The sequence below is a fragment of the Rhodococcus sp. EPR-157 genome, assembly GCF_001647195.1.
GTDB lineage: Bacteria > Actinomycetota > Actinomycetes > Mycobacteriales > Mycobacteriaceae > Rhodococcoides.
Genome location: NZ_LVCV01000362.1, coordinates 1 through 11,755 on the forward strand (window position 1 = coordinate 1; position 11,755 = coordinate 11,755).

The following is an 11,755-nucleotide window of genomic DNA, read 5'->3' on the forward strand; positions in this document are numbered from 1 at the left end:
AGGCAAGCGCGGTCGTCGCTCCGTTTCCGGTGCCGATGATCCCGAGGGCGTCGACGCCCCACCCGATGCGTAGTTGCTCCAGATCGTCCGCAGCGTAGGACGACGCGAACGCCAGTTCCTGCGGTTGCAGGAGGTCCGTGCACTCGATGGTGGCATCACGCCCGGCGTCGACCGCTCGGTCGACCGAGTCGCCGCCGGTCCTCTCGAATTGTCCGAGGTCGGCCAGTGCCGCGCGGGCATCGATCTTGGTGCAGTCGACGGCAGCGGATCGTCCGATCCCGCGCCTGTCGATCGCGACGATCGGGTGGTCCGCAAGCAACGTCGCACCTTGACCCGCCGCCATGTCGGTAAGGGTTTCGATCGAAGAACGGTCCGACCCCGATGTCAGAACCATGGGGGCGGCGTCCGCAGGTGTGCGGTCGAGCCGCGCGCGCATCGTTCCCACCGAGAACGACCCGAACATCTGGCCCGACGCATCGACGGGAGCCTCGAAGTCCGCGCACTCGAGGATCAGACCTGGCGTCCGCGGAGTGAAGCCGTACCTGTCTAGAGTCTCGGTCGTGCAGTCCCGCCACGGCAGATCCGTGACCGGAACCTGGAGCGGCGGGATTGCAGGTTCGGCATCACCGGGTTCGGTCTCCTCCGGCTGACCAGGGGAGTTCTGCAGGACGGCGACATCGGGTCGGCTGGACGGCCCGGCGCTGCACGCCGCTGTCAGCAGCGACAGGCACACGATGGACACGAGCAACGATCGATTCTGCATCACGCTGCGAGGCTATCTACTTCTGCGCGGTCGTGGCCGGGCACCTGCCGCTGTGGGCCCTACGCGTCACTGCGGTGTTTGACCCACCTGGTCAGTAATGTCCCGTCTTCGTCGGCGAGGACGTGCGCGCGGGTCATTCGGCGAACCGACGACGAAGCGGAGTGCGAGATCCGTCCTGCAGATCCGGCGACGAGAACCGGTGAGGTCGTGATGCAGACATCGTCGACGGCATCGTCGGCAAGTAGCTGGCCGAAGATGCCTGGCCCGCCTTCGCAGAGAACCCGATGCAGACCTAGATCGTTCAGGGTCGCCAGGATGGATTCGGTCGTCACGGTGTTGCCGTCGGTCTCCACCACGCGAGCACCCGCCGCCGCCAACGTGCGGCGGGCTTCAGCGGGTGCGGACGAGGTGGTGAGGACGATCGGAGGAACGGCGGAGTCGGTGAATATCCGCGACTCCGGATCGAGATTCGCCGACGCGGTGACCACGACGAGAGGTGGAACCTCGGTCATGCCGAGTGAGGCTCGTTCGCTGCGAGTCGCGGCGGAGAAGCTCACGCCACCGTAGTTCTCGGCCCGCACGGTGCCCGCGCCGACGAGGACAGCGTCCGCCAATGTGCGCAGAACGGCGAACACGGACTTGTCCGCAGGAGTGCCGAGACCAGCGGAAACGCCGTCCGCTGTGACCGCTCCATCGATGCTGGCGACGAAGTTGACTCGTATCCATGGCCGCCTGGGACGGGGCGGGTACGCGTACAGCCGCGTGAGGTCGGCGTCCTCGAGTGGGCCTTTCGCTACGCGTGCCACATCGCTCTCCGATGTGAAGTAGGTCGCAATATCCAGTAGCTGCATAAAGTAGATAACACCACGTCGTTAGGCTGATCCAATGCCTGCACGTCTTGTCGATCGAAATCCCGTCGTTCCATCCGACCAACTGATCGCGCAGATGGTGCCGCCGGCCATGTTCGACGACGTCAGTTTCTCCTCGTACATTCCCGATCCGAACGAGCCGAGTCAGGCCGAGGCAGTGAAGAAAGCCGAGGAGTTCTCGCAGAAGGTTGCGAAGATCCGCGGCAAGGGCGGCAAGCGTGGGTTGTTCGGCAAGAAGGCCCCCGCAACCGGACTCGGGTTGTATCTCGACGGCGGATTCGGCGTCGGAAAGACGCACCTTCTGGCGTCGATCTTCCACAGCGTCCCCGAGCCGAAGGCGTTCGGCACGTTCGTGGAATTGACGCACGTCGTCGGCGCGCTGGGCTTCAACAAGGCACTGGACGAGTTGTCGAACCACAGCGTGCTGTGCATCGACGAGTTCGAGCTGGACGATCCGGGCGACACGATGCTCGTCTCGCGACTGCTCTCGGAGTTGTCCGCACGCGGGGTGTCCATTGTCGCGACCTCGAACACGCTGCCCGGCCAGCTCGGCGAGGGACGGTTCGCAGCCGAGGACTTCATGCGGGAAATCAAGAAGCTCGGTTCCATCTTCGAATCGATTCGCGTCGACGGACCCGACTACCGTCACCGCGATCTGCCGCCGGCCCCCGACCCGACGTCCGAGGACGAATTGGTCGAGCGTGCAGGCCAGATCGACGGTGCAACGCTCGACGATTTCGATGAGCTGCTGGCGCATCTGAGCACGCTGCATCCGTCGCGGTACGGGAAGCTTCTCGACGGTGTCGAAGCCGTGTTCTGGAAGAACGTGCACCCGGCTGCGGATCAGGCCGTCGCCCTGCGACTCGTCGTCCTCGCCGACCGGTTGTACGACGCCAGTATCCCGGTGACCTCGTCGGGCGCGAAGCTCGACGAGATCTTCACCGAGGAGATGCTGGCGGGTGGCTACCGGAAGAAGTACCTCCGCGCGACCTCCCGACTGCTCGCGCTGTCTCGGTTCGCTGCGGTCGGCTGACGCACCGTTCTACAGGGTCCGCTCCATGATGAAGTCGTCTTGGATGTCGCTGCCGAGTGCGAAGGTCTTGGTGCCTACCTTCACGAAGCCCTGCTTCGTGTAGAAGCGTTGTGCCCGGTGGTTCTGCTGGTTAACGCCGAGCCACACCCCGGCACATCCGGCGTCGACGGCGAGGGCAAGGACCGAGGACATCAGTTCTGCCGATACTTCGCGGCCGTGATGTCCGGGCAAGACGTAGAGCTTGGACAACTCGATGGTCGGTGACTTCGTGAGCGAGTGCGCGATGTCGGGGTCGGAAGGCTCGCCATGGATGAGCATCGCGTAGCCGACTATCGAATCGTCCTCTCGCGCAGCGAGAATAGTGCGATTCGGATCGTTCAGGTATTCGCCGAACTTCTCGTGTGAGAGCACGTCGTCGATGAATGCCTCGATCGATTCACGTGTCGACCCCGGAGGGCAGGCAAGCGGGAACGTCACGGCTGCGACGTCCGCCAACTGTTCGGTCTCCCAGAGTCCGGCCGGTCCGACGGTGATGGTCACAGCTGGTCCACCGCTTCCTTGGCTTCGCGGAGGGAGAATCCGGTCCGCGCGCGCAGGAGCTTGATCGCGGCGATCGCCTTTCCTTCCTTCTTCAGCGCTCGCAACTTCGGAATGATGTCCTCCCATTCGCCGGTATCGAGTCCTTCGGCGTTTGTATAGGTGGCAGGTGAGGGGAGTGGATTGCCTCGCTCCACCGACTCGACGATGTCCTTGGCTTCCTCGAGCCCGGCGCCGGTGCGTTCACGGAAGAGCTTGATCGCATGGATTTTCTTCTTCTCTGCGACAAGCCGATAGATCTCCTCGCGTGCAGTGCTGTCCAAACCGGCGAGCATGAGCTGCGCCGTGGCTGCTGGAGTCTTACGTGGGCTCTTACGGGCGAGGAACCAGGCAGCGAGAACCGCGGTGTCGATGAGGACCAGCGCGACGATGAACCATCCCCAAGTGGGCATGGCTTAAGTAGAACACTCGGTCAGATGCAGGCGGAAAAGCGGTGCCGAAACAGCGGTCACTACTCAGTCGTGGCCGTGCCCACGTCGATCCCGAACAGGGTGACCGCCGCCTCCAGCGACCGCTCCGCGGTGTGGTGCTTGTGCGCCGACAGGTCATGTCCCGCACCAGTGATCTCGATGAAGCTCGTCCCGGCCTGGATGAGACCTATCGCCTCGCGCAACTCGGTCGGCGTCCCGAAAGGATCCTTGGTACCGGAGACCGACAGTGTCGGGATGGCGATATCGGGCAGATGCGCGGTGCGAGCCTTCTCGGGCTTGCCCGGCGGGTGAAGCGGATACGACAGCAGAAGCAAGCCTGCAGCGAGATCGCTGTCCTCCGAAACCGCCATCGAGGCCTGGCGACCGCCGTAGGAGTGACCGCCGACCAACACCGGTCCGGGCCCGCGGTCACGGAGGTACGTCACCGCCTCGCGGACGGTGTCTCGATCGCCGGGCGCTTTCGACGGGTGTGGGGGACCGGACTCTCTGGCCTGACGGAACGCAAGATCGAATCTGAGTACCGCGATTCCGCGGGCTGACCATGCTGTTGCCACATCGACGAGCAGCTTTGCGGTGCAGTTGCCACCGGCGCCGTGTGTAAGCGCAAGCGACGCCACAGGATTGCCGTCGGGGAGGTGAAGGAAGCCGCGCACGCCGCCGTCGGCGACATACGCGGCCTCGTGTGTGCTGTCAGGCATCCGCTGAAGAGTCGTCTTTCAGGTCGCCGTTTTCGTCCACCATGTCTGCGAATGCGGTGCCGGAGACCATCCCGTTCGTCCCGGGCAGCGTGACGGTCGGTCGTGAGCCCGGTTCGTACTTCTTGTCGATCCCGGCCACCTGTTCCTCCGCTTTCCTACGAGTCTCGTCATCGACCTGTACCTCGGTCGCGTTTCCCTCGTGGCTGTCGTCCGCCATGGGTGGCTTCCTTCCGTTCGGGGTGGGCTGCGTCTCCAGAGTGCACGTTTATGAGCTGAATCACCACCCGCCTCGCACTGGATTGCTGCTCATCACGGATTGCGGACAACAGTTGTCCTGGATCGTCGGCAAGCTGAAGAAGTGAACAACGAGCCTGGAGGAAGAATGACCGCTTCGGAATCACAGCCGCCCGCCTCCGCCCACCCCGCAACATGGAAGTTCGACTACCCGATCATTCACGCCGAGACTCGGACACAGTGGCGCACATGGCTGAGCAGCAACCACTCGTCGGTCCGCGGAGTGTGGTTGTGCTCATGGCGCACCGACACCGGACGACCACGATGCCCGTACCCTGAGGCCGTCGAGGAAGCCATCTGCTTCGGTTGGATCGACTCCACCAGCACCATCCTCGACGAAGAGCGCAACTTGCAGCTCTTCACGCCGCGAAGATCCAAGAGTTCTTGGACCCGGCTCAACCGCGAACGTGCGGCCGATATGGAAGCACGTGGCCTCATGACCGACGCTGGTCGCGACGCTATTGCCGCCGCGAAAGCCAACGGCTGGTGGACCATTTTGGACCAAGTCGAAGACCTCAGGGAGTCAGCTGAGTTGAAGGCAGCGCTGGACCGGGTCCCGCACGCTCGACGCAACTGGGACAGTTTTCCGCCCAGCGCTCGCAAGCAGATGCTGTGGTGGATCGTCAGTGCCTCGCGCGACGCAACACGGGCAGCGCGAATCGCCCACATCGTCAGCGACGCGGCCGTCGGTCGACGTGCCCAAGGATAAGACAAGAAAGGCCCCCTCGAAAGGGGGCCTGACCTGGTCGAACTATGGTGCGCGATACTGGGATTGAACCAGTGACCTCTTCCGTGTCAGGGAAGCGCTCTCCCGCTGAGCTAATCGCGCATGTACTCGAATCGAAGGCCGGGAGCCTCGAAACGCCAACACTAACTTCACATACGAGGTGGAGACGGGAATCGAACCCGTGTGCACGGCTTTGCAGGCCGTTGCCTCACCACTCGGCCACTCCACCATGGGCCTATGGTTCTTGGCTGCCCTGGTCCTCGAGCGGATGACGGGATTCGAACCCGCGACCCTCACCTTGGCAAGGTGATGCGCTACCACTGCGCCACATCCGCATGCGCCTCGGTGACATTTGCTGTCTCCGTGGTGCGGTGAAAACATTAGACTAACTTCTCGCGAACTCACAAATCAGGTGGTCAGGCGTGCTATTTGCCGGCTGCGGCCCACGTTCGCCCCGGTTTTCGATGTGTCCGGAGGACTCGGAAGGGTCGGATGGGGCGATTCGAGATTATCGAGGGCCGCATGTTAATGTTTTGCCTCGTCCGGTCCCGTGGCTCAGTGGAAGCGCGTCCGCTTCACACGCGGAAGGTCGCTGGTTCGATCCCAGCCGGGACCACAGAGAATGGAAGCCCTATGCGCCTGCGCATAGGGCTTCTTTCGTAGCACCGCCGGTAGCCTGGTGCGGTGACTACTGACGATGCTCGCGCTGACGAGAAGAATCGCGACAGTGTGGACGAGGACGGTGTCTTCGACCGCTTGGGCGACCGACGGCGTCGACTCCGCGCGAAGATCGCCGCCAATCCCACACTCGACCTTGCATACCGAATCACGGTGGCCGTGGTCGGAGTCATCGTTCTGGGTCTCGGCATCGTGGCAATCCCGTACCCGGGTCCGGGTTGGTTGATCGTGTTCGCTGGTCTCGGCATTCTGGCCTCCGAGTTCACCTGGGCACATCGGCTTCTGAAGTTCGCTCGCGCGCGGTACGACCGCTTCATGGCGTGGTTTTCTCGCCAATCGATCGTCGTCAAAGCAGCAAGTGCACTGCTGACGACGCTCATCGTGGTTGCGACCCTGTGGCTGCTGGGCACCTTCTCGCTCGTGGGCGGATGGTTCGGTCTGGACTGGACCTGGCTGGCCAGTCCGCTCTGATCGCGCAGTGCGGTGTGACGACGAGTCAGTGCCCGACAGCCGATAGGCTGTCATCGGTCTTCCGACCGCGTCAGGACAATCGAGGAGTACATCGCCGTGACCATGCCCGCAACCGCCGTCTCGCTCGCCCGCATCATGGTGCCGGCAGGAACGACCGCCGGAACGGCGCTTCGAGACACGGGGCTTCCGAACAAGGGTCCTGACGCGATCGTCGTAGTCCGAGACGTGGACGGGAAGTTGCGGGACCTCTCGTGGGCTCCGGAATCGGATGTCGAGGTCGAACCGGTCGCAGCGAACACCGAGGACGGACGAAGTGTCATCCGGCACTCGGCCGCGCACGTTCTCGCTCAGGCCGTTCAAGAACTCTTCCCGACTGCCAAGCTCGGCATCGGCCCCTTCATCAAAGACGGTTTCTACTACGACTTCGATGTCGAGCAGCCGTTCACTCCCGAGGATTTGACCGCCCTCGAGAAGAAGATGAAGCAGATCGTGAAGGCGGGACAACGATTCTCGCGGCGGGTCTACTCGTCGATCGAGCAGGCACGCGAGGAACTCGCCAACGAGCCGTACAAGTTGGAGCTGGTCAACGACAAGTCCGGCATCGACGATCCCGAGATCATGGAGGTCGGTGGCGGCGAGCTGACCGCATACGACAACCTGAACCCCCGGACCGGAGAACGGATTTGGGGTGACCTGTGCCGAGGCCCGCACATCCCGACCACGAAGTACGTGCCCGCATTCAAGCTCACCCGCAGTTCGGCTGCGTACTGGCGCGGCAATCAGGACAACGCGGATCTGCAGCGGATCTACGGAACCGCGTGGGAGTCGGCCGAGGCACTCGATGCGCATCTCGAACTGCTGGCCGAGGCGGAACGTCGCGACCATCGTAAGCTCGGATCCGAGCTGGACCTGTTCAGCTTTCCCGACGAGCTGGGCTCCGGTCTGCCGGTGTTCCATCCGAAGGGTGGCGTGATCCGCAACGAGCTCGAGAACTACTCCCGCCAGCGGCACATCGAAGAGGGCTACGAGTTCGTCAACACCCCGCACATCACCAAGGGCCACCTCTACGAGGTCTCGGGTCACCTCGACTGGTACCGCGACGGGATGTTCCCGGCTATGCACCTGGACGCCGAACTCGACGAGAACGGCGACGTGCGCAAGCCCGGCCAGGACTACTACCTCAAGCCGATGAACTGCCCGATGCACAACCTGATCTTCCGTTCCCGGGGGCGCTCGTACCGTGAATTGCCGTTGCGCCTCTTCGAGTTCGGTTCGGTCTACCGCTACGAGAAGTCGGGCGTCATCCACGGTCTGACTCGGGTGCGCGGCATGACCCAGGACGATGCGCACATCTTCTGCACCCGCGAGCAGATGCGCGGCGAGCTCACCAGCACCCTCGAATTCGTTCTCGGTCTGCTGAAGGACTACGGGCTCGACGACTTCTACCTCGAACTCTCCACCAGAAACCCGGACAAGTTCGTCGGCAGCGACGAGGTCTGGGAAGAGGCGACCAACACCCTCGCCGAGGTGGCGGCGGCGTCGGGCCTCGACCTGGTGCCCGACCCCGGCGGCGCTGCGTTCTACGGCCCCAAGATCTCCGTTCAGGCGAAGGATGCTCTCGGTCGGACCTGGCAGATGTCGACCATTCAGCTCGACTTCAACCTTCCCGAGCGCTTCGAACTCGAATACACCGCATCGGGCGGGACGAAGGAACGCCCGGTGATGATCCACCGTGCGTTGTTCGGCTCCATCGAGCGATTCTTCGGAGTGTTGACCGAGCACTACGCCGGTGCGTTCCCGGCCTGGCTCGCACCCGTGCAGGTGGTCGGCATCCCCGTCGCCGAGGTGCACCAGGACCACCTGTTCGCGGTGGTGAAAGAGCTGAAGAAGCATGGCATCAGAGCCGAGGTCGACGCCGGTGACGACCGGATGCAGAAGAAGATCTTCAACCAGACAGCGCAGAAGGTCCCGTTCATGCTGCTCGCCGGTGAACGGGACGTCGAAGCAGGTGCGGTCAGCTTCCGCTTCCGTGACGGCAGCCAGGTGAACGGGGTCCCGACTGCTCGCGCCGTGGACCTCGTCGCCGATTGGATCTCCGCCCGCAACAACGCATCTCCCACTGCCACGCTCTTCAGCGAAGATCAGGAGTGAGTTGACCATGCCCGAACAGGACGCGTCGATCGTCGACACCGGTTTCGGTGATCCCGACCGGCTCCAGCGACTGTGGACACCGCACCGGATGTCCTACATCGCGGAAGCGCCGGGCGCGAAGAACAAGTCCAGCGAACCGTTCTCGGATATTCCGCACATGAGCGACGAGGACGGTCTGGTCGTAGCGCGCGGGGAGCAGGTGTACGCGGTACTCAACCTGTACCCGTACAACCCGGGGCACATGATGATCGTGCCCTACCGCCGGGTCGCCGCCCTCGAAGATCTCACGCCCGCCGAGAGCGCGGAGCTGATGTCGTTCACCCAGCACGCGATTCGAACCATCAAGAGTGTGTCGAATCCGCACGGTTTCAACGTCGGACTCAACCTGGGGGCCGCTGCGGGTGGTTCCCTCGCCGAGCATCTGCACCAGCACATCGTGCCGAGGTGGGGTGGCGATGCAAACTTCATCACCGTCGTCGGTGGAGCCAAAGTCATGCCGCAGTTGCTTCGCGACACGCGCGCGCTGCTGGCCGCGGCCTGGGCCGAATGAACCGTTTCGGACTGAACAACAGAACTCGAAAGGAGGGTTCGCGGTGCTGAGCTTCTTCGGGCGCGCTCCGGTATCGAAAGTGACTGCGCCGCTCGGCCGGGCACTCAACAGCACCGGTCTGACGCCCAACTCGGTGACCCTGATCGGCACCGTCGTCACCGTCGGTGCTGCGGTGACGATGTATCCCGCGGGCTACCTGTGGTGGGGATCTGTCGTCATCACAGTGTTCGTCCTCTTCGACATGCTCGACGGTGCCATGGCGCGGGCGCGCGGCGGTGGCACCAAGTACGGCGCTGTACTCGATGCCACGTGTGACCGTGTCGCAGACGGGGCGATCTTCGCCGGTCTTGCTTGGTGGGCTGTCTACAGCGAGCAGAGCAAACTGTTGTTGATCGCTACCATCATCTGTCTCATCACCTCGCAGGTCATCTCGCATGCCAAGGCAAGAGCAGAAGCCAGCGGGCTGTCCGCAGACGGCGGATGGATCGAGCGGGCGGACCGTCTGGTCTTCGTTCTGGTCGGTGCAGGCCTGACCGGAGTCGGACGACACTACGACATTCCGTGGCTCGACAGCGTGATCTACCCGGCAATGTGGGTACTTGCGGCTCTGAGCATCGTGACGGTGTTTCAGCGCGTGCTGGCGGTGCGCAGCTCCGAGGGTGCCCGCGACATCATCGTCAAGTCGACGACTCCGCCGAACGACGAGTCCGAGCCGTCGTGACGTTCGCCGAACGCGCCAGCGATGCCGGCTATGCCGCAGGGTGGCGCGTCGTTCGCGGTTTGCCCGACGGCGTGGCGCGCAGACTTTTCGACAAGGGCGCCGACTTCGCAGCGGGCCGCAACGGTGGACCGCAGCAGCTGCGTCGCAACCTCGCTCGCGTACTCGGTGTACCGGCGGACAGCGTGCCGGACGAGTTGATTCGGGCCAGCGTCCGCTCGTACGCGAGATATTGGCGCGAAGCTTTTCGACTTCCGTCCATGAATCTGGACGAGCAGGCTGCGGTCATCGACGAGTGTGTGCACGGTCGCGAGCACCTCGATGCCGCCATTGCCGAGGGCGTCGGCGCTGTTCTCGCGCTTCCCCACAGCGGCAACTGGGATATGGCCGGTATGTGGCTCGTTCGGTACTACGGACAACTCGCAACAGTGGCAGAGCGGTTGAAGCCGGAGTCGCTCTACCAGCGATTCGTCGACTACCGAGAAAGTCTCGGATTCGAGATCTTTCCTCTCAGCGGCGGCGAGGTTCCGCCGTTCGCTGCATTGTCGGATCGTTTGCGTGAGAACAAGATCGTCTGTCTTCTCAGCGAGCGGGATCTCGCGAAGCACGGTGTGCCGGTGACGTTCTTCGGCGAGGAGACACGGATGGCGGCGGGCCCGGCGAAACTCGCGATCGACACCGGAGCGCACCTGCTTGCGGTGCACTGCTACTTCGACGGCGACGGATGGGGATTCACGATCTCACCGCGCATCGATGTCGACGGGGGAGTGGAGAAGGCGACACAGGAATTGGCGGATCGGTTCGCGTCCAACATCGCCGCTCATCCCGAGGACTGGCACATGCTGCAGCCGCTGTGGCTGGCTGACCTGTCCGATGCACGGCGCGCGAGGATCGAGGACTCGTGAGGATCGGGATGGTATGCCCGTACTCGTTCGATGTTCCCGGCGGAGTACAGGCGCACGTCGAGCAGTTGGCTGTGGTGTTCATCGAACGTGGCCACCGCGTCAGCGTTCTCGCTCCTGCGTCGGACGAGACGGTGCTTCCCAGCTTCGTCGTATCCGCCGGTGAGGCGTTGGCGATTCCGTACAACGGATCGGTCGCCCGGTTGCGATTCGGGCCGATCACCTACTCGCGAATCCGAAAGTGGATCGCCGAGAACGACTTCGACGTCCTGCACATCCACGAACCGAACGCGCCGAGCCTGTCGATGCTTGCGCTCAAGGCCGCCGAGGGTCCGATCGTGGCGACCTTCCACACCTCCACCACGAAGTCGTTGGTGCTCAGTACGTTTCAAGGTGTCCTGCGGCCCTACCACGAGAAGATCAGTGGCCGCATCGCTGTATCGGAGTTGGCACGACGATGGCAGGTCGAGGCTCTGGGAAGCGACGCCGTCGAGATTCCCAACGGCGTCGACGTACAGGCATTCGCCCGCGCACCGATGCTTCCCGGTTACCCGAGGTCCGGCGGGACCGTACTGTTCCTCGGCCGCTTCGACGAGCCACGAAAGGGCATGGCGGTTCTGCTGTCGGCACTGCCGGAGCTGGTCGGTCGCCACCCGGACGTCGAGATTCTCGTGGTCGGACGAGGCGACGAGGACAAACTACGCAAGGAAGCCGGATCGCTGGCATCGCACCTGACATTCCTCGGACAGGTCGACGACGCCGAAAAGGCGTCCGCACTGCGGAGCGCCGATGTGTACTGCGCACCGAACCTCGGGGGCGAAAGCTTCGGCATCGTGCTGGTGGAAGCAATGGCGTCGGGAACCGCGGTGGTCG

At 63.5% G+C, this 11,755-nt stretch carries 13 protein-coding genes, 4 tRNA genes and 1 pseudogene; 9 read left to right on the forward strand and 9 right to left on the reverse strand.

Annotated features, from left to right (window positions below; all coding sequences use genetic code 11):
• Both A2J03_RS16585 and A2J03_RS16590 read right to left on the reverse strand, forming a co-directional pair.
• A pseudogene (locus A2J03_RS16585) lies at positions 1-763 on the reverse strand (alpha/beta hydrolase); the annotation flags it as partial.
• 59 nt (positions 764-822) lie between these two features.
• Positions 823-1,614, reverse strand: coding sequence for a pyrimidine reductase family protein (locus tag A2J03_RS16590; protein ID WP_068375986.1), 792 nt, complete (start codon positions 1,612-1,614; stop codon positions 823-825).
• Positions 1,615-1,648: 34 nt separating this feature from the next.
• Between A2J03_RS16590 and zapE the strand changes: the two genes are divergently transcribed.
• On the forward strand, positions 1,649-2,665 hold the full coding sequence (zapE, locus tag A2J03_RS16595; RefSeq protein ID WP_068375988.1) for a cell division protein ZapE: 1,017 nt from the start codon (positions 1,649-1,651) through the stop codon (positions 2,663-2,665).
• Between the two features lie 9 nt (positions 2,666-2,674).
• On the opposite strand, the gene A2J03_RS16600 is transcribed toward zapE, so the two are convergent.
• The 4 genes from A2J03_RS16600 to A2J03_RS16615 are packed head-to-tail and all read right to left on the reverse strand — an operon-like array spanning position 2,675 to position 4,608.
• A complete protein-coding gene (locus A2J03_RS16600; RefSeq protein WP_068375990.1) occupies positions 2,675-3,205 on the reverse strand; it encodes a GNAT family N-acetyltransferase in 531 nt (176 codons plus the stop codon).
• Positions 3,202-3,654: a ribosomal protein L7/L12 gene (locus tag A2J03_RS31720; RefSeq protein WP_068375992.1), complete on the reverse strand. Its 453-nt coding sequence runs from the start codon at positions 3,652-3,654 to the stop codon at positions 3,202-3,204. The genes A2J03_RS16600 and A2J03_RS31720 overlap by 4 nt, the downstream gene beginning before the upstream one ends.
• A gap of 59 nt (positions 3,655-3,713) precedes the next feature.
• On the reverse strand, positions 3,714-4,391 hold the full coding sequence (locus tag A2J03_RS16610; RefSeq protein WP_068375994.1) for an alpha/beta hydrolase family protein: 678 nt from the start codon (positions 4,389-4,391) through the stop codon (positions 3,714-3,716).
• On the reverse strand, positions 4,384-4,608 hold the full coding sequence (locus tag A2J03_RS16615) for a hypothetical protein (protein WP_068375996.1): 225 nt from the start codon (positions 4,606-4,608) through the stop codon (positions 4,384-4,386). The genes A2J03_RS16610 and A2J03_RS16615 overlap by 8 nt, the downstream gene beginning before the upstream one ends.
• Positions 4,609-4,773: 165 nt before the next feature.
• Between A2J03_RS16615 and A2J03_RS16620 the strand changes: the two genes are divergently transcribed.
• The gene (locus A2J03_RS16620) at positions 4,774-5,394 is read left to right on the forward strand and encodes a YdeI/OmpD-associated family protein (RefSeq protein WP_068376010.1); all 621 of its coding nucleotides are present in this window, start codon (positions 4,774-4,776) and stop codon (positions 5,392-5,394) included.
• Between the two features lie 45 nt (positions 5,395-5,439).
• Here the strand turns inward: A2J03_RS16620 and A2J03_RS16625 are convergent.
• From A2J03_RS16625 to A2J03_RS16635, 3 genes are all read right to left on the reverse strand, one after another.
• Positions 5,440-5,514: transfer RNA gene (locus A2J03_RS16625), tRNA-Val, on the reverse strand.
• 56 nt (positions 5,515-5,570) lie between these two features.
• A tRNA-Cys gene (locus tag A2J03_RS16630) sits at positions 5,571-5,641 on the reverse strand.
• Positions 5,642-5,675: 34 nt separating this feature from the next.
• Positions 5,676-5,747 (reverse strand) — tRNA-Gly (locus tag A2J03_RS16635).
• Between the two features lie 209 nt (positions 5,748-5,956).
• Between A2J03_RS16635 and A2J03_RS16640 the strand changes: the two genes are divergently transcribed.
• The 7 genes from A2J03_RS16640 to A2J03_RS16670 form a co-directional block, all read left to right on the forward strand.
• Positions 5,957-6,028, forward strand: a tRNA-Val gene (locus A2J03_RS16640).
• A gap of 113 nt (positions 6,029-6,141) precedes the next feature.
• A complete protein-coding gene (locus tag A2J03_RS16645; RefSeq protein ID WP_068376012.1) occupies positions 6,142-6,561 on the forward strand; it encodes a TIGR02611 family protein in 420 nt (139 codons plus the stop codon).
• A gap of 96 nt (positions 6,562-6,657) precedes the next feature.
• Entirely contained in the window at positions 6,658-8,712 is a 2,055-nt protein-coding gene (thrS, locus tag A2J03_RS16650) for a threonine--tRNA ligase (RefSeq protein WP_068375998.1), read from the forward strand.
• A gap of 7 nt (positions 8,713-8,719) precedes the next feature.
• Positions 8,720-9,262 (forward strand): HIT family protein, encoded by a 543-nt coding sequence (locus tag A2J03_RS16655; protein WP_068376000.1) that lies wholly within the window; start codon positions 8,720-8,722, stop codon positions 9,260-9,262.
• Between the two features lie 43 nt (positions 9,263-9,305).
• Positions 9,306-9,983, forward strand: a complete 678-nt coding sequence (gene pgsA / locus A2J03_RS16660) for a phosphatidylinositol phosphate synthase (protein WP_068376002.1) — start codon at positions 9,306-9,308, stop codon at positions 9,981-9,983.
• Positions 9,980-10,885: a phosphatidylinositol mannoside acyltransferase gene (locus A2J03_RS16665; RefSeq protein WP_068376008.1), complete on the forward strand. Its 906-nt coding sequence runs from the start codon at positions 9,980-9,982 to the stop codon at positions 10,883-10,885. The genes pgsA and A2J03_RS16665 overlap by 4 nt, the downstream gene beginning before the upstream one ends.
• Positions 10,882-11,755 (forward strand): glycosyltransferase family 4 protein (locus A2J03_RS16670; RefSeq protein ID WP_068376014.1); only part of this gene is annotated, 874 nt, incomplete at its 3' end. The genes A2J03_RS16665 and A2J03_RS16670, both read left to right, overlap by 4 nt.